This is a genomic window from Serratia sp. YC16 (genome assembly GCF_009707615.1).
Taxonomy (GTDB): domain Bacteria; phylum Pseudomonadota; class Gammaproteobacteria; order Enterobacterales; family Enterobacteriaceae; genus Serratia; species Serratia surfactantfaciens.
Genome location: NZ_WLYN01000004.1, coordinates 269,236 through 289,838, shown reverse-complemented (window position 1 = coordinate 289,838; position 20,603 = coordinate 269,236). Strand labels below are relative to the sequence as shown.

At 61.3% G+C, this 20,603-nt stretch carries 19 protein-coding genes; 7 read left to right on the top strand and 12 right to left on the bottom strand.

Features of this window, described 5'->3' with window-relative positions:
- Window positions 1–301 precede the first annotated feature (301 nt).
- Together GKN89_RS15690 and GKN89_RS15685 are read left to right on the top strand one after the other, a co-directional pair.
- The gene (locus tag GKN89_RS15690) at window positions 302–883 is read left to right on the top strand and encodes an NAD(P)H-dependent oxidoreductase (protein ID WP_019453060.1); all 582 of its coding nucleotides are present in this window, start codon (window positions 302–304) and stop codon (window positions 881–883) included.
- 33 nt (window positions 884–916) lie between these two features.
- Complete coding sequence (locus GKN89_RS15685; protein WP_019453061.1) at window positions 917–1,225, top strand: putative quinol monooxygenase; 309 nt, start codon at window positions 917–919, stop codon at window positions 1,223–1,225.
- Window positions 1,226–1,233: 8 nt separating this feature from the next.
- On the opposite strand, the gene GKN89_RS15680 is transcribed toward GKN89_RS15685, so the two are convergent.
- The 6 genes from GKN89_RS15680 to nudF form a co-directional block, all read right to left on the bottom strand.
- Window positions 1,234–2,130: a LysR substrate-binding domain-containing protein gene (locus tag GKN89_RS15680; protein WP_019453062.1), complete on the bottom strand. Its 897-nt coding sequence runs from the start codon at window positions 2,128–2,130 to the stop codon at window positions 1,234–1,236.
- 82 nt (window positions 2,131–2,212) lie between these two features.
- Window positions 2,213–4,108, bottom strand: coding sequence for a DNA topoisomerase IV subunit B (gene parE / locus GKN89_RS15675; RefSeq protein ID WP_004937254.1), 1,896 nt, complete (start codon window positions 4,106–4,108; stop codon window positions 2,213–2,215).
- A 46-nt stretch (window positions 4,109–4,154) separates the two neighbouring features.
- Window positions 4,155–4,739 (bottom strand): esterase YqiA, encoded by a 585-nt coding sequence (yqiA, locus tag GKN89_RS15670; protein ID WP_154747312.1) that lies wholly within the window; start codon window positions 4,737–4,739, stop codon window positions 4,155–4,157.
- Entirely contained in the window at window positions 4,739–5,566 is an 828-nt protein-coding gene (gene cpdA, locus GKN89_RS15665) for a 3',5'-cyclic-AMP phosphodiesterase (protein ID WP_154747311.1), read from the bottom strand. The genes yqiA and cpdA overlap by 1 nt, the downstream gene beginning before the upstream one ends.
- A gap of 27 nt (window positions 5,567–5,593) precedes the next feature.
- Window positions 5,594–6,019, bottom strand: a complete 426-nt coding sequence (locus GKN89_RS15660) for a DUF1249 family protein (RefSeq protein WP_004937244.1) — start codon at window positions 6,017–6,019, stop codon at window positions 5,594–5,596.
- Entirely contained in the window at window positions 6,019–6,651 is a 633-nt protein-coding gene (gene nudF, locus GKN89_RS15655) for an ADP-ribose diphosphatase (protein WP_004937242.1), read from the bottom strand. The genes GKN89_RS15660 and nudF overlap by 1 nt, the downstream gene beginning before the upstream one ends.
- A gap of 347 nt (window positions 6,652–6,998) precedes the next feature.
- On the opposite strand from nudF, the gene tolC reads away from it, so the two are divergent.
- Complete coding sequence (tolC, locus tag GKN89_RS15650; RefSeq protein ID WP_154747310.1) at window positions 6,999–8,519, top strand: outer membrane channel protein TolC; 1,521 nt, start codon at window positions 6,999–7,001, stop codon at window positions 8,517–8,519.
- Between the two features lie 150 nt (window positions 8,520–8,669).
- Window positions 8,670–10,619, top strand: coding sequence for a dihydroxyacetone kinase operon transcriptional regulator DhaR (gene dhaR / locus GKN89_RS15645; protein WP_154747309.1), 1,950 nt, complete (start codon window positions 8,670–8,672; stop codon window positions 10,617–10,619).
- Here dhaR and dhaM read toward each other — a convergent pair.
- The 4 genes from dhaM to GKN89_RS15625 are packed head-to-tail and all read right to left on the bottom strand — an operon-like array spanning window position 10,616 to window position 14,922.
- On the bottom strand, window positions 10,616–12,046 hold the full coding sequence (gene dhaM / locus GKN89_RS15640) for a dihydroxyacetone kinase phosphoryl donor subunit DhaM (protein WP_154747308.1): 1,431 nt from the start codon (window positions 12,044–12,046) through the stop codon (window positions 10,616–10,618). The genes dhaR and dhaM overlap by 4 nt on opposite strands.
- Before the next feature lie 11 nt (window positions 12,047–12,057).
- On the bottom strand, window positions 12,058–12,690 hold the full coding sequence (gene dhaL, locus GKN89_RS15635; RefSeq protein ID WP_154747307.1) for a dihydroxyacetone kinase subunit DhaL: 633 nt from the start codon (window positions 12,688–12,690) through the stop codon (window positions 12,058–12,060).
- Between the two features lie 9 nt (window positions 12,691–12,699).
- A complete protein-coding gene (gene dhaK / locus GKN89_RS15630) occupies window positions 12,700–13,770 on the bottom strand; it encodes a dihydroxyacetone kinase subunit DhaK (protein ID WP_019453070.1) in 1,071 nt (356 codons plus the stop codon).
- 51 nt (window positions 13,771–13,821) lie between these two features.
- On the bottom strand, window positions 13,822–14,922 hold the full coding sequence (locus tag GKN89_RS15625; RefSeq protein ID WP_154747306.1) for a glycerol dehydrogenase: 1,101 nt from the start codon (window positions 14,920–14,922) through the stop codon (window positions 13,822–13,824).
- A gap of 353 nt (window positions 14,923–15,275) precedes the next feature.
- On the opposite strand from GKN89_RS15625, the gene GKN89_RS15620 reads away from it, so the two are divergent.
- Entirely contained in the window at window positions 15,276–15,944 is a 669-nt protein-coding gene (locus GKN89_RS15620) for a DUF1190 family protein (RefSeq protein ID WP_019453072.1), read from the top strand.
- A 3-nt stretch (window positions 15,945–15,947) separates the two neighbouring features.
- Window positions 15,948–17,108: a glutathionylspermidine synthase family protein gene (locus tag GKN89_RS15615; protein WP_019453073.1), complete on the top strand. Its 1,161-nt coding sequence runs from the start codon at window positions 15,948–15,950 to the stop codon at window positions 17,106–17,108.
- 48 nt (window positions 17,109–17,156) lie between these two features.
- Here the strand turns inward: GKN89_RS15615 and ygiD are convergent, their stop codons facing one another.
- Window positions 17,157–17,939 carry a 4,5-DOPA dioxygenase extradiol gene (gene ygiD, locus GKN89_RS15610; protein ID WP_063918725.1) on the bottom strand — a complete coding sequence of 261 codons (783 nt, stop codon included), beginning with the start codon at window positions 17,937–17,939 and terminating at the stop codon, window positions 17,157–17,159.
- A 325-nt stretch (window positions 17,940–18,264) separates the two neighbouring features.
- Here ygiD and GKN89_RS15605 point away from each other — a divergent pair, with 325 nt between their 5' ends.
- Window positions 18,265–19,797 (top strand): alkaline phosphatase, encoded by a 1,533-nt coding sequence (locus GKN89_RS15605; RefSeq protein WP_154747305.1) that lies wholly within the window; start codon window positions 18,265–18,267, stop codon window positions 19,795–19,797.
- A gap of 54 nt (window positions 19,798–19,851) precedes the next feature.
- On the opposite strand, the gene ribB is transcribed toward GKN89_RS15605, so the two are convergent.
- On the bottom strand, window positions 19,852–20,505 hold the full coding sequence (gene ribB / locus GKN89_RS15600) for a 3,4-dihydroxy-2-butanone-4-phosphate synthase (protein ID WP_004937218.1): 654 nt from the start codon (window positions 20,503–20,505) through the stop codon (window positions 19,852–19,854).
- Between the last annotated feature and the right edge of the window lie 98 nt (window positions 20,506–20,603).

The window sequence follows — 20,603 nt, the reverse complement described above, 5'->3', positions numbered from 1 at the left end:
CTTGGCAATCCCTTGGACGACAAAAGGCATCGCTTGTCGATTCTGCCCGCGATAGTAACCCATCTGCGGGGTAGCTGTCACAGTTGGCGCAAGGATCGCCGGCGACGGCCGGTTGCGCTATGCGGTTTATGCAAAATTTCGCTCTCTGGCGGCCTGTTTATTGACTGACAGTCAACACTGTTGTGCGCCAGATCGCATTTTTACCTGCGCGGCTAACGATTACACTCATCGCCAGCTAGGTAGTTTCCCCCTTTGCGGCGGGAATCATGCCATATCTTAACTCTGACGGGAGCCGCGAAAGATGAGCAATATCCTGATTATCAACGCTAAAAAGCAATTCGGCCATTCTAACGGCGAACTCAACCAAACCCTGAGCGACGTGGCGGAAAGCTTCCTGCGCGATCTGCAGCACGATGTGCAGGTCACCGTGGTCGACGACGGCTATGACATCGAGGCCGAAGTACAGAAATACCTGTGGGCCGACGCGGTCATCTATCAGATGCCGGGCTGGTGGATGGGCGAGCCCTGGATCCTGAAAAAATACATCGATGAAGTGTTCACCGCCGGTCACGGCAGCCTGTACGCCAGCGACGGCCGCACCCGCACCGACGCCGGTAAAAAATACGGCTCCGGCGGCCTGATCCAGGGCAAGAAATACCTGCTGAGCCTGACCTGGAACGCCCCGCTGGAAGCTTTCACCGATCCCGATCAGTTCTTCCACGGCGTCGGCGTCGATGGCGTTTATCTGCACTTCCACAAAGCCAATCAGTTCCTGGGAATGGAAGCGCTGCCGACCTTTATCTGCAATGACGTGATAAAACAACCGGATATCGAGACGGATATCGCACGTTATCGCGAGCATCTGGCGAAAATTTTTGCTTAACTGAGCCAGAATATCTTCATTAACGAGGCAAGCATGATCACTGTAATTGCAGAAATCAAAGCCAAACCGGGCCACCGCGCCACCGTACTGCAAGCCATTGAAAAATTGGTGCCGCTGGTGCTGGCGGAAGAAGGTTGCGGCGAATATACGCCGATGATCGACAGCAATACCCAAGCCCCCTGGCAGAAGCTGTCGCCGGATTCGGTATTCATGCTGGAGAAATGGGAAAGCATGGCGCATCTGGAAAAACACCTGGCGATTGAGCACATGCTCAAACACCGCGACACCATCAAGGACAGCGTGCTGGGCACCGAGATCTACATTCTGGAAAACGCCCTGTAAACCCCGCCTTATAACGTCTGCGCGTCGATGTGCGCGCTGACGTAGTCAAGAAAACAGGTGATGCGCGCCGCCAATTGCGTATTGCGGTAATAAACGGCATTGATCGGCTGGCGCACGTCCAGCGTCTCCTGTTCCAGCAACGTCACCAGCCGGCCCTCTTCACGATCGCGGCGGGTCATGAAGTCTGCCAGCTGTACGATCCCCTCGCCTCGCAGCGCCAATTGCCGCAGCGTTTCACCGCTGGATGCAGCCAGGGTTGGCGTGATGGTGAAATGTGGCGCCTGGCGATAACGCAACGGCCACTGGTTCAGCGATTCCGGCTGGGTAAAACCCAGCAGGCAATGATGATGCAGCTCATCCACGCTCTGCGGCACACCGCACCGCTGCAGATAAGCCGGGCTGGCGAGAATGCGCAGCCGGCTGGCCCCCAGCGCGCGCGCGTGAATGGTCGAATCACGCAGCACGCCGATGCGAATGGCGATATCCGTGCGTTTTTCCAGCAGATCGATAATCAGGTTGTCGGTGTTCAATTCGAGCGAAATTTGCGGGTAGCGTTCTCTAAATCCGGCCACCATCGGCACGATGACGTGCTCCATGAAAGGCGCGGCCGCGTTGATCCGCAACCGCCCGGCAGGCATTTGCCGGCGCACCGCCATTTGCTCCTCGGCATTTTCCACCGAGCTGATGATCGTACGCGCATGGCTCAGGAAACTCTGCCCCTCTTCGGTCAGCTCTAAGCGACGCGTGGTGCGGCGCATCAGGGTGGTATCGAGCTTGTTCTCCAGGCGGCTGAGCGCGCGGCTGATGCCGGAGGTGGTCTGGCCGAGCTGATCGGCGGCGGAGGTAATGGAGCCGCTGTCGACCACCGAGGTGAACGCCAGCAATTCTTCGAGCGTGATCTTCATGCACTCCGCCCCAGGTTATCGGGCGCCGCATGAACGCCCTGCGGGAAAGCAGGCCCGACGAACCGCCGGGCCAGGGTCAGGCTCAGACCGCCAATTCGGCCATGTCGCCCTTGTCTTGCAGCCAGTTGCGGCGATCTTCCGAGCGCTTCTTGGCCAACAGCATGTCCATCACCGCCAGCGTCTGATCGACGTCATCCTCCGCCACCGTCAGCTGCACCAGACGGCGGGTGTTCGGATCGAGGGTGGTTTCGCGCAGCTGCAGCGGGTTCATCTCGCCCAGGCCTTTAAAGCGCTGGACGTTCGGCTTGCCCTTCTTGCGCTTCAGCTGTTCCAGCACGCCGGCTTTTTCTTCTTCATCCAGCGCGTAGAACACCTCTTTACCGAGATCGATACGGTACAGCGGCGGCATGGCGACATAGACGTGGCCGCCTTTCACCAGCGAACGGAAGTGGCGCACGAACAGCGCGCACAGCAGCGTGGCGATGTGCAAGCCGTCGGAGTCCGCATCCGCCAGAATGCAGATTTTGCCGTAGCGCAGCTGGCTGAGGTCTTCGCTGTCCGGATCGATGCCGATCGCCACGGAAATGTCGTGCACTTCCTGCGAGGCCAGCACTTCGTCCGAGGAGACTTCCCAGGTATTCAGGATCTTGCCCTTCAGCGGCATGATCGCCTGATATTCGCGATCGCGCGCCTGCTTGGCCGATCCGCCCGCCGAGTCCCCTTCCACCAGGAACAGTTCGGTCATGGCCAGATCCTGCGAGGTGCAGTCCGCCAGCTTGCCCGGCAGCGCCGGCCCGCTGGTCAGCTTCTTGCGCACCACTTTCTTGGCGGCGCGCAGACGGCGCTGGGCGCTGGAAATCGCCAGCTCGGCCAGCTGTTCCGCCGCCTGAACGTTCTGGTTCAGCCACAGGCTGAAGGCGTCTTTCACCACGCCGGAAACGAAGGCCGCGCACTGACGCGAGGAGAGACGCTCTTTGGTCTGCCCGGCGAACTGCGGATCCTGCATCTTCACCGACAGCACGTAGGCGCAGCGATCCCAGATATCCTCCGCCGACAGCTTCACGCCGCGCGGCAGAATATTACGGAATTCGCAGAACTCGCGCATCGCGTCCAGCAGCCCCTGACGCAGGCCGTTGACGTGGGTGCCGCCCTGCATGGTCGGGATCAGGTTGACGTAGCTTTCGGTCAGCAGCTCACCGCCTTCCGGCAGCCACAGCAGCGCCCAGTCCACCGCTTCGGTGTCACCGGCGAAGTTGCCGACGAACGGCGCTTCCGGCAGGGTGATCAGGCCGTTGACCGCTTCCATCAGGTAATCGGTCAGGCCGTCCTGGTAACACCAGCGCTGTTCGGTGTTGTTCACCTTGTCGATGAAATAGATCTCGACGCCGGGGCACAGCACCGCTTTGGCTTTCAGCAGGTGAGTCAGGCGCGATACCGAGAAACGCGGGCTGTCGAAGAACTGTTCGTCGGGCCAGAAGTGCACGCTGGTGCCGGTGTTGCGTTTGCCGCAGGTGCCGGTCACCGTCAGATCTTGCACCTTGTCGCCGTTTTCGAAGGCGATGCTGTAAACGTTGCCATCGCGGCGCACGTTGACTTCCACCCGCTTCGACAGGGCGTTGACCACCGAGATGCCAACGCCGTGCAGGCCGCCGGAGAACTGGTAGTTTTTATTCGAGAATTTACCGCCGGCGTGCAGCCGGCACAGGATCAACTCAACCGCCGGCACGCCCTCTTCCGGGTGGATGTCCACCGGCATGCCGCGGCCGTCGTCGATCACTTCCAACGACTGATCGGCGTGCAGAATCACGTCGATGCGCTTGGCGTGGCCGGCCAACGCTTCGTCGACGCTGTTATCGATCACCTCTTGGCCGAGGTGGTTTGGGCGCGTCGTGTCGGTATACATGCCGGGACGACGGCGCACTGGTTCTAGACCGCTGAGTACTTCAATGGCATCAGCGTTATAGCTGGATTGAGTCATCGTTGATTATTTTTTCGTGGTTAAAGGGAGGTGCCGGAACGGTCCGTCAGACCGCGTTTAGCCCTAAAAAATCCACAATCAGGGGGAAGTAGTGCTCGAAACCGACGAAGGCGTGGTTTCCACCCGACTCCACCGTTTGCCGACACGCGGTGTAATACGCCACTGCCTGGCCGTAATCGAGAATTTCATCGCCCGTTTGCTGCAGCAGCCAGATTAAATCCGGCGACTCCAAAGGATCGATCTGCATCACTTTCAGATCGTAAACGTGCCGAGACTCTAACACATATTGCTGGCCGGTGTAGGGGTTCTCGTTGGCGCCGAGGTAGTCGACCAGCAGCTCAAACGGCTTGACCGCCGGGTTGACCACCACCGCCGGCAGCGAAAAACACTGCGACAGCCAGGTGGCGTAATAGCCGCCCAGCGATGAGCCCACCAGCCCGAGCGTTTGCCCGGCGCGTTCCAGCACCAGGTTCTCCAGCATCTCGGCGGCCTCCGCCGGAAACGCCGGCAGCTGCGGCACCAGCATCTCGATATCGGGATGACGCTCGGCCAGCCAGGCCTTGAAGGCCACCGCCTTGGCCGACTGCGGCGAGCTGTTGAAACCGTGCAGGTAGAGCAGTGTCGAAGGCATCAGTATCCATCCGAGTCCATATCGGGGCGGAAGTCGTCGTTTTCCAGGCGGAACACCTGCGTCTCGACGCAGCCGTCCGGCAGCAGATCGAGGTAGCGCCAACCGGGAGAGACGTCGTCGATGGTAAAGTTAGTGCAGTGCGGCTTGAATTGCACGCAGGTGGACGGCGTCGCCAGCAGACGCCGGCCTTGCCATTCCAGATCCAAATCCTGGTGAATGTGCCCGCACACCACGGTGTTCACTTTCGGGTAGCGCAGCAGGATCGCCCCCAGCATATGCGGGTTGCGCAGGCTGTGCTGATCGAGCCAGGTACAGCCGGAAGGCAGCGGATGATGGTGCAACAGCAACAGCGTATAGCGCTCGGGGTGAGCCTGCAGGCAGCGCTCCATCCATTCGAGCTGGTATTCGCTCAATTCGCCGTGCGGTACGCCGAATACCTGGCTGTCCAACATCAGCACCTGCCAGCTGTCGCCCAGCAACACCTGCTTGGAAGGGGCGATGCCGGCGGCGGCCAACGCGTCGACCATAGCCGGTTGAAAATCGTGGTTGCCCGGCAGCCACACGCAGGGAGCCGGCAGTTGCGCAATGCCGGCGGCAAAGTGGCGGTACGCCGCCTGCGAATGATCCTGCGCCAAATCTCCCGTGGCGACGATCAGATCGACATCGCGGCGCTGCGCCTGAATGGCCTCCAGCACCGCGTGATAACTGCGATAGGTATTGATGCCGAGCAGCGTCTCGTGTTCGCCGGCAAAAAGGTGGGTATCTGTTATTTGTAGAATCCTGACCGCGGCCCCACTCGCCACAGGCAGTTTAAACAGGCTTTCCAAATGGTGTCCTTTGTTATTTCAGTCTGTCTAACAAACCGGAACCGCCATCGCTCCATGCGCCAAACAGTAGCGCAGCCAATCAGCAAGAAACTGGTTAATTTGATGCTTTTCGTCGCGTTGATGCAACTTTTTATTAGGATAATCATAACGCGCTTTAAAGCGGTAGATCTGCTGGCTGGAACACACTTCCGCAACCATGGCGTCATGGTATAACCGCACCGTCATCGCGGGCAGGCTCCAGTAGCTGACCGCCGGAAAAATCTGCTCGATCTCCACCAGCGACGTGTAACGCGTGGACTCAACGATGGTCAAACGATAGCCGGCGCCGTTCACCTGATAAGTTACCGTTTCACCCGCTTCGTCGTTGCGCGGCAGCAAGCGGCGCAATTGCGCGAAGTTGGTTTCGCACAATCTCATCATTTCGGGGAAATCAGGGGTATAGCGCTGTTTCATTAGTTGGCCCACTCTTTTCTCAACGATTCATGGTGCAACGCCAGCCATTGCAATGCAATCACTGATGCGGCGTTATCGATCGCGCCCTCTTCGACCCAACGGTAAGCCTGCTCGCGGCTGACCACGTGGACGCGGATATCTTCATGCTCTTCCGCCAGGCCGTGGATGCCTTCGGCGGTGCCGGCGTCCACCTCGCCGACCATGATCGACAGACGTTCGCTGGTGCCGCCGGGGCTCGCCAGGTAGCTCAGCACCGGTTTGCAACGTCCGACCACCACGCCGGCCTCTTCCTGCGCTTCGCGGCGGCACACGTCTTCGACGCTTTCGCCGGTTTCGATCATACCCGCCACCATTTCCAGCAGCCAGGGCGAATTACTGGTATCGACCGCGGCGATGCGCAGTTGTTCAATCAGCACGACTTCGTCGCGCACCGGATCGTAAGGCAGCAGCACCGCCGCATGGCCGCGCTCGAAAATTTCACGCGTGATTTCAGGACTCATTTCGCCATTGAACAAGCGATGACGGAACCGGTATAAATTGAGTGAAAAAAAACCACGGTACAGCGTCTCGCGTGCAATAATCTCTACATCTTTTTTGTCGAAAGTGACGGGCGACGGCTGCGAACGGTTCATGAACGAATTCTCCTGCGTGAGTATGCCGATAAAATAAACGGTTTTGATGACAGAAACAGCGGGACTGTCCGCCGCGGCTTTATGTTAGGCTGTTTTTCGCCGCCGGATGCGGCACGTTTGTGCGCTCGCATGTAATAGTGGGAAACAATCCGGATTGTCAGCCATAATATCAGCTGCAGTCGACCCAGGCAGTACGTCAAGGTAAATAGGCGGTCTGAAAGGTAAAAGTTGCGCGAGATGGCACATTCAGCCACCTGATGCGCACCGCAGACTCTGCTAGAATCGGCAACTATTTCGTCTATCGTCAGCGCTAACATAGCAATATTGCTGCACAACAAGGAATGCAAATGAAGAAACTGCTCCCCCTTCTTATCGGACTGAGCCTGGGCGGCTTCAGTGCAATGAGCCAGGCAGAGAACCTGCTGCAGGTCTACAAACAGGCCAGGGAAAGTAACCCGGATCTGCGCAAAAGTGCTGCTGACCGCGACGCCGCATTCGAAAAGATCAATGAAGCGCGCAGCCCGCTGCTGCCGCAGCTCGGCCTGAGCGCCGGTTACAACTACAATAACGGCTATCGCGACAGCAACGGCGTCAACAGCAATGTCACCAGCGCTTCGCTCGGCCTGACCCAAACCATTTTCGACATGTCGAAATGGCGCGCGCTGACGCTGCAGGAAAAGACCGCCGGCATCTCCGACGTGACCTTCCAGACGGCGGAACAGCAGCTGATCCTCAATACCGCTACCGCCTATTTCAACGTGCTGAGCGCCATTGACACGCTCTCCTATACCCAGGCGAACAAACAAGCGGTTTACCGTACGTTGGATCAAACCACCCAGCGCTTCAACGTGGGCCTGGTGGCGATCACCGACGTGCAGAACGCCCGTTCCTCCTACGACACCGTGCTGGCGGCCGAAGTCACCGCCCGCAACAACCTGGACAACGCGCTGGAAGCGCTGCGCCAGATCACCGGCACCTTCTATCCGGAGCTGGCCTCGCTGAATACCGATCGCTTCAGCACCCAGCGCCCGGAAGCGGTGAACAACCTGCTGAAAGAAGCGGAAGCGCGCAACCTGAGCCTGCTGTCCGCCCGTCTGAGCCAGGACCTGGCGCGCGAGCAGATCCGCTCTGCGCAGACCGGCTATATGCCAACGGTCAACCTGAATGCGTCGACCGGGATCACCAATACCCGTTACAACGGTTCCGCCACTCACGACACGCTGAGCTCCAGCCGTTACAGCAATTCTGATGCCGGCCAAAACCAGGTGGGCGTTTCGATCAGCCTGCCGCTGTACAGCGGCGGCGCAACCAACTCGCAGGTGGAACAGGCGCAGTACGGCTTTGTCGGCGCCAGCGAGCAGCTGGAAAGCGCCCACCGCGGCGTGGTGCAGACCGTGCGTTCGTCGTTCAACAACGTCAACGCCTCGATCAGCAGCATCAACGCCTACAAACAGGCGGTGATCTCCGCGCAGAGCTCTCTGGATGCGATGGAAGCCGGTTACCAGGTGGGTACCCGCACCATCGTCGACGTGCTGAACGCCACCAGTACCCTGTATAACGCCAAGCAGCAGCTTTCCAGCGCGCGTTATACCTACCTGATCAACCAGTTGAACATCAAGTCGGCGCTCGGCACGCTGAACCAGAACGATCTGCTGACGCTGAACGGCGCACTGGGCAAACCGGTGTCGACCGCGCCTGACGCCGTCGCGCCGCAGAACCGTGCTCAGGACGCCTACGCGGACGGCTATCAGGACAACGCGCCGATGCAACAGGTCGCCGCGCCTGCGCCAACCGCTACCCGCGCTGCCGCACCAGCCGTCAGCCAGCCGCAGCCGGTTCGCAACAGCGGCAACCCATTCCGCAACTGATGCGCGCACGTTGATAAACACGGGGTTCGGCCTGCGCCGCACCCCGTTTTTTTTGCCCTATTTCCCCCGCTTCTGCCCACCGCCTCACAGCCGCCGCTGCGCCAGGTGGTATCATCGTCACTCTCGTTTTCGCAGTCTGGATGAGGTTCGATGGACAACGATTCACGCTGGCAGCGTTTGATTAACGACGGCGAACTGCCGCCGCCACTGCGCCCGACGCAGGCGGTTTACGCCTCCTGGCTGCGCTGCCGCAGCCTGATGCAGCCCGAGGTCTGGCAAGCGCCGCACCGCGCGCAGGGCGCCACCTTCGAATCGATTTATCGCCGCAAGAACGACCTGCTGACGCTCGGCCAGGCGGCGCTGGAAGACGCCTGCGAATACATGGAGCCGCGCCGCTGCCTGCTGATGATCCTCGACGAGAGCGGCTGCATGCTGTGGCGCTGCGGCGACGCCCAAACCTGGGAGCATTTGCAGCAATTGGGGTTCGCCCCCGGCGCTTATTGGGCAGAGGGGCAGATCGGCACCAACGCCCCGGCGCTGGCGGCGGCGGAAGGCCATCCGGTGCGAGTGAGCGGTGAAGAACATGTGCGCCGGGCGCTGCACGGCTGGTCGTTCTGCGCCACGCCGGTTTACGACAACAGCGGCCGTCAGCGCGGCTCGATCGCGTTGGGCTGCCTGCTGGCCGATTGCGCCGCCGGTGATTTGTCGCTGACGCTGGCCATCGCCCGCGAAATCGGCAATTCACTGAACGCCGACGGCCTGCTGGCGGAGTCCAATCGCCATCTGAATCAGCTTTACGGCCTGCTGGACGGCGTGGACGACGGCGTAATGGCCTGGGATCACCGCGGCTACCTGCAATACATCAACCAACGCGCCGCCGGCCTGCTGAAGCTGGACGAACAGCAGAGCCAGGGCAAACCGCTGGCGCAACTGCTGACGCTGCCAGCCCTACTCAAACGCGCCATCGCCGATCAGCAACCGCTGCAACACGTCGAGGTCACCTTCGAAAGTCAGCGGCAGTTTATCGCCGCCTTGCTGACGCTAAAGCCGATTTTCGACGGCGATCGCTGCAGTTTCATCGCCCTGCTGCACCCGCTCGAGCGGTTGCGCCAGTATGTCAGCAGCCAGTTGGGGCGCGTCAGCCACAGCTTCGAGCAGATGCCCTCCGCCTCGCTGGAGATGCGGCGGCTGATCCGTTATGGGCAGCAGGCGGCCAAAGGCCAGCATCCGATCCTGCTGCGCGGGGAGGAAGGCGTCGGCAAAGAGCTGCTCAGCCAGGCCATCCACAACGCCGGCGAACGCGCCGCCGGGCCGTATATCGCCCTCAACTGCCAGCTGCTGCCGCAGGCGCAGGGGCTGCGTGAACTGCTGGGCAGCGACGCCAGCGAAGAAGAGGCCGGTCAGCTCAGCAAATTCGAATTGGCCAACGGCGGCACGCTGTACCTCGAACAGATCGAATACCTGCCGGCGGAGATGCAGTCGGCGCTGCTGCAGGTGCTGAAAACCGGCGTAGTGATCCGCCTCAATTCCAGCCGGGTGATCCCGGTCGATGTGCGGGTGATCGCCGGCAGCGCCGCCGATCTGCCGCTGCTGGTGCAGCAAAACCGCTTCCGCCGCCAGCTGTTTTACAGCCTGCAGGCGTTCGAGATCCAGATCCCACCGCTGCGTCAGCGGCTGAGCGATATTCCGCTGCTGGTCAAACACCATCTGCGCACGCTGGAGCAGCATTTTCAGTGCCGCTTTCGGGTGGATGACGAAGTGATGACCCAGTTGGCGCTCTACCTGTGGCCGGGCAACGATTTGGAACTGAAAGGGGTGGTGGAGCGCGCGGCGATGATCTGCCACGGCCACCACATCCAGCTGGCGGATCTGCCGGCGCACCTGCTCGGCCAGCCGTCGCTGCTGGAGAGCGATCCGCAGCCCGGCGCGCCGCTGTTGACGCTGACGGACATGGAGCGCCAGGCGATCCTCCGCGCGGCGACCGTCAGCCGCGGCCAGCTGACAGAGATGGCGCAGCTGCTGGGCATCGGCCGCACCACCCTGTGGCGGAAGATCAAACAGCACGGGATCGACATCCGCCAATTCAAGCTGCGCGCTTAGTGGCTGAGCTGCAACACCCCGCGCGCGGCGTCCAACATCGCTTTCTGCCCGCTGCGGGTTTTGCTCAGGCAATCCTGCATGCCGACCACCATCGGAATGCCCATCGCCTTCGCCAAAATGGCGCTGTGCGACAGGGCATTGCCGCCGCTCAGGCAGATGCCGAGCACCAGCCGGCGGTCGAGCATCACCACCTCTGAGGGCATCAGCTCGTCCATCACCAGTATCGACGGTTCTGCCAGCGCGATGGCCGGCAGCGCCTGCCCCTCTAGATGGCACAGCGTGCGGCGCAGCATGTCGCGCACGTCCAGTTCGCGCGCCCGCATATAGTCGTCATCCAGCTCGCGGTACTCTTCGGCGATCGCCTCCAGCACCTGTCGCCAGGCCTGCTCGGCGCTGTACAGCTGCTGCGCAATGCGGGTGTAAGCCGCCTGCTGCAGATCCGGGTCGTCCAGCAGCATGCTGTGAGCGCCGAAGATCGCCGCCTGCGGCTTGCCGATCAGCGTGCCGGTGCGCTCCGCCAGCCGGTTCAGATCGCTCAACGTTTGCTGCAGCGCCTCCCGCAGGCGTTGCTGTTCGCCCAACACCTCGTCCGCGCCAATCCGTCGATCGGCGGCTGGCGGCCAGAAACTGCGGGTCTGGAACACCGGCCCGCTGGTGACGCTTTCCGCCACCGGGATGCCATGCAGCGAAGGCTGCTGCCGCTCGGAGACCGTCTCGCCGAAGTGTTGCTCCGCCAGCGCCTTGAACGCCGCCAGCGCTTCGTCCGCCTGCGCGCCGTCGGCGATCAGGCGAATGGTGTCGCCGTGACGCACCTGCAGCAGCGCCAGCTGATTGAGGCTGCGCGGATCGACGCACTGCCCCTGTTTTTCCAGCACCAGCTCGGCCTTGAACGGCGCCAGCGCCTCGACCAGCCGCGCCGCCGGGCGCGCGTGCAGCCCGTGCGGGTTCTGCACCGTCCAGGTTATGCTTTTGCCCTGCGCCAGCGGCAAAGCCGCGTTCTTCGCGGCCGGTGAGCCTTCGCCCAGCTGCGCCTGCTTGGCCTGCAGCGCGCCCTGCGCCTCCGCCACCACCTGCTCCAGCGAAGCGCCGGAGTTGGCGGCCACCACCGCCGCCAGCGTGCCTTCGACCAGCGGCGCGGCGCAAAGCCGCACCTTGGCGGCCAACTCCGGATCCAGCAGATCGAGCGCGGTTTCCGCACTGAGCAGCGCGCTGCCCAAATCCATCAGCACCAGAATGCCATCGCCGTCGGCGACCGATTCAATAGCCTCCATGACCTTGACCGCGTCGGTGCCGATCGGGTGCTCCTCGTCATCCACGCCCGCCGCCAGCGCCAGCTTGCAGCCGTCGCCACGCATCATCTGCCGCGCCAACTGCTCAACGCCGCGCGCCAGCAACGCGCTGTGCGAAACCACCACGATATTAATCATCTCGCCTCCTGCTAACTGCCGGCGACCTCGGCCAGCGTTTTCATCATCAGCATCACCGAAGTGGCGCCGGGATCCTGGTGGCCGATGCTGCGCTCGCCCAGGTAACTGGCCCGCCCCTTGCGCGCCTGCATGGTGATGGTGCTCTCCACCGCCCGCTCGGCGCTGTCGGCGGCGCGCTGCAACGCCTCCGCCACGCTCAGGTTCTGCTGCGCGGACTGACCGAGGCTCGCCACCACCGGCCACCAAACGTCGCACATGGTCTTGTCGCCCGGCTCCGCTTTGCCGCGCATCACCACGCCTTCAACCCCTTCCTGCATCACCTGATGCAGCTCCGTCAGATCCAGGCTTTGCTTGGCGTTCGCCGCCTGCGCCGCGCGGATGAAGAAGGTGCCGAACAGCGGGCCGCTCGCACCGCCTACGCTCGACAGCAGCGTCATGCCGGTGTTTTTCAGGATAAAACCGATGTCTTTGTCCGCCACCGACGGCAGCTTTTCCACCACCTTATTGAAACCGCGGTTCATGTTCAGACCGTGGTCGGCATCGCCGATCTCGGTGTCCAGCTGGGTCAGAAAATCGCGCTCCCGGCTGAACACTTCGCCGCAACGCATCAGCCAATCGACGACCTGTTGTTTGGTCAACGCCATGATTCCTCCTCAGCAACCCCAACGCAGCGCAGGCGTTTTCACCGGCGCATCCCACAAGGACAACAGCTCGTCGTCCACGTTCAACAGCGTGATGGACACGCCTTGCATATCCAGCGAGGTGCAGTAAGCGCCCACCAGGTTGCGTTCGATGATGATGCCCGCCTCGGCGCAACGTTCCGCCAACCGATGGTACACACCGTACAGTTCGGACAGCGGCGTGGCACCCAGGTTGTTGACCAACGCGATCACCCGATCGCCGCGCGTCAGCGGCTGCTTGGTCTGCATCTCGTCGCGCCACTCGCCCTGCTGACGATCCCAGACGCGGATCGTGCGCTGATAGTGACCGTGGTCGATCAGCGTATGGAACATGTCATCCACCGCCGCGTTGAGCGTGGTGAACGGGCGGCGCGCAATGCCCGGCTCGCCGTGAATGCCGACGCCGAACTCCATCTCGTTCTCCGCCAGGGTGAACGACGGCTTGCCGGCGGCGGGGACGGTACAGGCGCCCAGCGCAATGCCGATCGAATGCCCGTGGTTGTTGATGCGATGCCCCAGCGTCACCACGCTGTCCAGGTCGTCGCCGCGCGCCGCTGCGGCGCCCAACAGTTTCTCCATCAGCACGGTGTTGGCCACCCCGCGCCGCCCGGCGGTGAACAGGCTGTCTTTGACCGCCACGTCGTCATCCACCAGCACCGTCGCCACCGCGACGCCGCTGTCGTGCAGCAGCTCGGTGGCGGTTTCGAAGTTGAGCACGTCGCCGGTGTAGTTTTTGATCAGCAGCAATACGCCGGCGCCGCCGTCGATCGCCTGACCGCATTCGTACATTTTATCCGGCGTCGGCGAGGTGAAAATCTCGCCCGGACAGGCGCCGTCGAGCATCCCTTCACCGACGAAACCGCAGTGCATCGGCTCGTGGCCGCTGCCGCCGCCGGACAGGATCGCCACCTTACCCGCCACCGGCGCGTCGGCGCGGGTCACGAACACCGGATCCGCGTGCACCAGCAGCTCGGGATGGGCCTCCGCCAGCCCCTGCAACTGCTCTTCCAACACCGACTCGACCTGATTGATCAGTTTTTTCACGATGGTTTCCTCTGTAAGAACAGGGGCGCGGCGCACCGCGCCCCAAGGGTATCAATGACGCTGCAGCCAGGCGCCGCCCAGCCGATCCGCCGTCAGGATCGCCGCCTGCACGCTGGCGGGGGTGACCTCGAACGGCATGTTGTGAATGGTTTCGCCGGCGGCACAGCTGGCCTCGGCCACCGCCATCATCTTCGCCGTCGCATCGCCGGCGACGCCCATCTGCGCCAGCGTGATCGGCAAGCCGATGCTGTGGCAAAACGCCAGTACGGTCTCAATCTGCGCCATCGGGCTGTTCTGTAGCACCAGCTGCGTCAGGGTGCCGAACGCCACTTTCTCGCCGTGATACAGGTGGTGGCACTCCTCCAGCACCGTGAAGCCGTTGTGAATGGCGTGCGCCGCCGCCAATCCGCTGCTCTCGAAGCCGATGCCGCTCAGGTAAGTATTGGCTTCGATGATGCGTTCCACCGCTTCCGTCACTACGCCGGCCTCGACCGCCAGTTTGGCCTTCACCCCTTCGGCCAGCAGCGTGTCATAACACAGCCGCGCCAGGCTGAGCGCCGCCAGCGTCGATTTGCCGCCGGCCATGCTGGTAGCCTGCGCGTCGAAGCAGGCTTGCGCCTCGAAATAGGTGGAGAGCGCGTCACCCATGCCCGCCACCAGCAGGCGCACCGGCGCTTTGGCGATGATGGCGCTGTCCATCACCACCATGTCCGGGTTGCGCGGGTAAATCAGGTATTCGGCGAATTCGCCCTGTTCGGTGTAAAGAACCGACAGCGCGCTGGTCGGCGCATCGGTGGAGGCGATGGTGGGGATGAGCACCACCGGCAGCCGTTGGTAGTGTGCGACGGCCTTGGCGGTGTCGAGCGTCTTGCCGCCGCCGACACCGATCACGCCGCGGCAACCGTGGGCCTGCAGCTCGCGGCCGAGCCGGTCTATCTCTTTACGGCAGCACTCGCCGTTGAAGCGGGCCGCATGATGCTTCACGCCGTGCTGCTGCAGGCTGCCCATCAGAGTGTCGCCCGCCAGTTGCATCACGAAGTCGTCAGCGATCACGAAATAGTGATCGGCGAGGGATTTGGCGTATTCGCCGACGGCAGCCAACGCATTGGCGCCCTGAATGTATTTGCCTGGTGACTGGATGATTCTCAACATAACCGGATCCTTGTAGGGAATTGGCGATGGTAACGTTCAGATATCAGGTGATGACGCGCCGACTTCGCCGCCGGCTTGTTGTTATGCTTCGACTATGAGCGCCTGCCGTCCGCCTGGCGAGCCTCGCGATTTTTGTTCCATTATGGAACATCATCATAGCGCTAACGTTTCATGATGAAACGCCAACGCGCGTTTTTTCGCCGTGAAAGCGAACTGGCGCACACCCCAACGTATAACTGCGTAAAGAGTGGCTTCTGCGGGCGTTTCAGCTTTAATTTTGACCATGTTTCCCCTATCCTTAGCGCCACTACTGGGAAAGGGCGAAAACAGCCCGCATGATGGGATTGATAACGATGAAACGGACAAAAAACATCAACCAAGAGACGTTCCGCAAATCCTGGCGCAGCTACCGTGTCGCGCCCGTGGCCTTGGCGATCAGCGCCGTCTTTATGCTGGCCGGCTGCGAGAAGAGCGATGAAACGGTCTCCCTGTATCAGAATGCCGATGACTGTTCGCGCGCCAACCCTTCGATGAGCGAGCAGTGCACCACCGCCTACAACAACGCCCTGAAAGAAGCGGCGAAAACCGCGCCTAAATACGCGACCCGCGAGGACTGCGTCGCCGAATTCGGCGAAGCGCAGTGCACTCAGGCGCCGGCCCCGGCGCAGGCCGGCATGGCGGCGGAATCGCAAAGCAGCGGCAGCTTCTGGATGCCGCTGATGGCGGGCTACATGATGGGCCGCCTGATGGGCGGTTCCGGCTTCGCGCAGCAGCCGCTGTTCACCTCCAAGAACGCCGCCAGCCCGGCGAACGGCAAATTTGTCGACGCCAGCGGCAAGAGCTACGGCCCGGCCACCGCCGGCGGCCGCACCATGACGGTGCCGAAAACCGCGATGGCGCCAAAGCCTGCGGTCACCAACACCGTGACCCGCGGCGGCTTCGGCGAGACCGTGGCCAAACAGACCAGCATGCAGCGTAGCAGCGCTACCTCCAACTCCAGCTCTCGCAGCATGGGCGGTTGATGCATGAAACGTATTGCCATTACCGAGCGCCCGGACTGGCGCGAAAAAGCGACCGAGTTCGGTTTCCGTTTCCACACCATGTACGGCGAGCCGTACTGGTGTGAAGACGCCTATTACCAGTTCACGCTGGCGCAGATTGAAGAGATCGAAAGCGCCACCGCCGAGCTGCACCAGATGTGCCTGCAGGTGGTGGAGAAAGTGGTCGCCAGCGACGAGCTGATGGCCAAGTTCTGCATCCCGAAACACACCTGGGAGTTCGTACGCAGCTCCTGGCGCACCAACCAGCCGTCGCTGTATTCGCGTCTCGATCTGGCCTACGACGGCGTCAACCCGCCGAAGCTGCTGGAGAACAACGCCGATACGCCGACCTCACTCTATGAGGCGGCCTTCTTCCAGTGGCTGTGGCTGGAAGACCAGATCAACGCCGGCAAGCTGGATCCGCAATCGGATCAGTACAACAGCCTGCAGGAGAAGCTGATCGAGCGTTTCGCCGAGCTGAAAGCGCACCACGGCTTCGGTCTGCTGCACCTGGCGTGCTGCCAGGACAGCGAAGAAGATCGCGGCACGGTGCAATATCTGCAGGACTGCGCGCAGGAAGCCGGTCTGCCGACCGAATTCCTGTTCATGGAAGACATTGGCCTTGGCGAGAAAGGCCAGTTCACCGATCTGCAGGATCAGGTGATCGGCAACCTGTTCAAGCTCTACCCGTGGGAGTTCATGCTGCGCGAGATGTTCTCCACCAAGCTGGAAGACGCCGGCGTGCGTTGGCTGGAGCCGGCCTGGAAGAGCATCATCTCCAACAAGGCGCTGCTGCCGCTGCTGTGGGAAATGTTCCCGAACCACCCTAACCTGCTGCCGGCTTATTTCGCGCAAGACGATCATCCGCCGATGGATCATTACGTCACCAAGCCGCTGTTCTCACGCGAAGGCGCCAATATCCAGATCGTCGAAAACGGTCAGGAAGTGGCGCGCGTCGATGGGCCGTACGGCGAAGAAGGCATGATCGTGCAGCAGTTCCATCCGCTGCCGAAGTTCGAAGACAGCTACACGCTGATCGGCAGCTGGCTGGTGAACGATCAACCTTGCGGCATCGGCCTGCGCGAAGATCGCGAACTGATCACGCAGGATCTGTCGCGCTTCTATCCGCACACCATCCTCGGCTGATCGCACCGCTGAAGGCAAAAACGCCAGTCAGAGACTGGCGTTTTTTCTTTATCCCACCTGTACCGACAGCATGCTCAGCGCCCCCATTTCGATACCATCGATCGGCACGCTGATGGCCTCTTTTCCATCCCAACCGCCAAGCACATACAGCAACGGCAGATAGTGTTCCGGCGTCGGATTCGACAGCGCCGCCCCCTCATGGCGCATGAAATCCACCAGCGGATGGTTATCGCCCCGATAACGCAGGTTATCCCGGACAAAGTTATTGAATGATTCCGCCCACGGGTAGGCGCTGGTATCGCCCTGCCATTTCACCATGCGCAGGTTGTGCACCACGTTACCGCTGGCGACGATCATCACGCCCTCGTCCCGCAGCGCGGCGAGTTTGCGGCCCAGCTCATAGTGATAGGCCGCCGGCTGTGTGCCGTCGACGCTGAGCTGCACCACCGGAATATCAGCATCGGGATACATTTTGATCAATACGCCCCAGGTACCGTGATCCAATCCCCACTCGCCGAGATCCGCCGTTACCGGCACCGGCGCCAGGATTTGCTGCAGCTGCGCGGCCAGCGTGGGAGAGCCCGGCGCCGGATAGCGGGTATCAAACAGCGCCTGCGGGAACCCCCCGAAGTCGTGAATGGTTTTGGGTTTTTCCATCGCGGTGACCGCAGTGCCGCGGGTGTACCAATGCGCGGAAACCGCCACGATCGCCTTCGGGCGCGGCAATGACTCACCCAACGCACGCCATGCCCGGGTGTAGCGGTTGTCTTCCAGCACGTTCATCGGGCTACCATGGCCCAGGAACAGTGCCGGCATACGAGAGGTGTTCATAGGGGGATCCTTAGTTCAAATTGTGCTATGGCGTTACATTACGCGCTTTGCCGCAGCAACACAGCCGGATAACCGTGATGATGATCTTCAATAAATTTGAATTAAAAAGCGCAAAAATGCACCGACCAACAGAAAGTTAAAAAACACATACTTTTCAATTAATTAATAAATTCTGTGAATACCATGGCATTACTGCCACACAGATCTAATTTGTGAACAATTTATGTATTTTTTGTTAACGCAGTCGATACACTCCTCTTTCAGTCGACAGGGTGTTGGCAGCCCGTCGGCGCTACGGGAATCACGTCTCACCAAGGAGGAATTCATGTTCAGACCCACACTGGCAACCCGCCTGGCGCTTTCCATGACCTTGCTGGCCACCGCAACGGCAGCCGCCGGCGCGGCGGACAAAGCGCAGCTGACGCAGCGCGAAGACCCTTATTTCCTTCAGGCGCAAACTCAGCTGCAACAGCGGCTGAAGCAAACACCAAACACCAACCGCGCCAAAAACGTCATTCTGGTGGTCGGCGACGGCATGGGGTTTTCCACCGTGACCGCCGCTCGCATTTTTGAAGGGCAGCAGCGCGGCGTGGACGGCGAATCCAACGTGCTGGCCTGGGAAGCGTTCCCCTATCTGGCGGCGGCCAAAACCTATTCCGCCGACGCCCAAATCACCGACTCCGCGCCCAGCGCGGTGGCGATGACCACCGGTGTCAAAACCATCAACGATCTGATGGGCCTCAACCATACGGCCGCCCTCAACAATTGCGAAGACCAGCAAACCAAGACCGTCACCACGCTGTGGGAGATGGCCGCAACGCTCGGCATGTCCACCGGCGCCGTGACGACCGCGACCATTACCCACGCCACGCCGGGCGCCACCTATGCCCATATCGCCAACCGCGACTGGGAATCCGACGCCAAAATGCCGGCGGATGCTCTGGCCGCAGGCTGCCGCGACATCGCACGCCAGCTGGTGGAAATGAAATACGGCAACGGCCTGAACGTGGCGATGGGCGGTGGGCGCGCCAACTTCCTGCCCGACGGCGTGAGCGATCCGGAATACCCCGACAAGAAAGGCGCCAGAAAGGATGGCCGCGACCTGACGCAGGCCTGGCTGCAACGCTACGGCGAGCGTGGGCAATACGTATGGAATCAAGCGCAGTTCGACAAAATCGATCCGGCCAAAGTCGACCACCTGCTGGCCCTGTTCGAACCGTCGCACATGAACTTCGAGCACGATCGGCGGCAAGACGCGGCGGGAGAGCCTTCGCTGGCGGAAATGACCGGCAAGGCCATCGATATTTTGGCCAGGAATCCCGAAGGCTACCTGCTGTTGGTGGAGGGCGGACGCATCGATCACGGCAGCCATAACGGTAACGCCTACCGCACGCTGAGCGACGCGGTCGCGCTGAACGAAGCGGTGAAAACCATCGTCGACAAGGTCAATCTGGACGAGACCCTGGTGATCGTAACCGGCGATCACAGCCACACGCTGACCATTGCCGGCTATGCCAAGCGAGGCAATCCCATCCTCGGCATTTCCGTCGGCGTCGACGGCAAACCGCGGCTGGGCAGCGACGGCAAGCCTTACACCACCGTCGGCTTCGCCAACGGCCCCGGCGGCACAATCCCATTGACCGAGCGCCCGGCATTGACCATGGAGCAGGCCACTGCGCCCGACTTTATTCAGCCAGCGCTGGTGCCGCTGAAAAGTGAGACGCACGGCGGGGAAGATCTCGGCATCTACGCCATCGGCCCCTGGGCGCATCTGTTTCAGGGTACGGTAGAGGAGAACTACACCTTCCACGTGATGAATTACGCCAGCCGCATCGGCGAACGCCTGTCAAAACAGTAGCCACAAAAAAAAGCCGCGTTGAGCGGCTTTTTTATCGTTGAAAGCGGCCGGCTATCAGCTGGCTTTTTTCTCGTGCGCCTGGCGGTAGGCCACCAGATCTTCGATGGTCAGCACCACCATGTCGTGCTGTTTGGCGAAGGTGATCACTTCCGGCGCATGCGCCATGCTGCCATCGTCGTTGGTCAGTTCACACAGCACGCCAGCAGGTTTGAAGCCGGCCATGGAGACCAGATCGATGGTCGCTTCGGTGTGACCGCGGCGGCTCAGCACGCCGCCCGGCTGCGCGCGCAGCGGGAATACGTGGCCCGGACGGTTCAGGTCGCTCGGCTTGGCGCTGTCTGCCACCGCCGCACGGATGGTGGTCAGGCGATCGGAAGCGGAAACCCCGGTAGTCACGCCCTGCGCCGCTTCGATGGTCACGGTGAAGGCGGTCTGGAACTGGCTGGAGTTGTTGGTCACCATCATCGGCAGCTCAAGCTGCTGACGGCGTTCTTCGGTGATGCACAGGCACACGATACCGCTGCCGTGGCGAATGGTCAGCGCCATCTGCTCAACGGTCATGGTTTCCGCGGCGAAGATCATATCACCTTCGTTTTCACGATTTTCATCATCGAGCACCATCACGCCGCGCCCGTTGCGCAGTGCGTCGATCGCGCGTTCAACGCGTTCTGTCGGCGTGCCGAAGTCTGAAAGTAGCGTCTGATTCATGGTAAAAAACCTCATTAAAAATTATGGATTACCAGAACCAGGGCGATCTTGAGGAGTAGCTAACAATAGCTAAAAAAATAACGCAAGCGGGCGCAAGC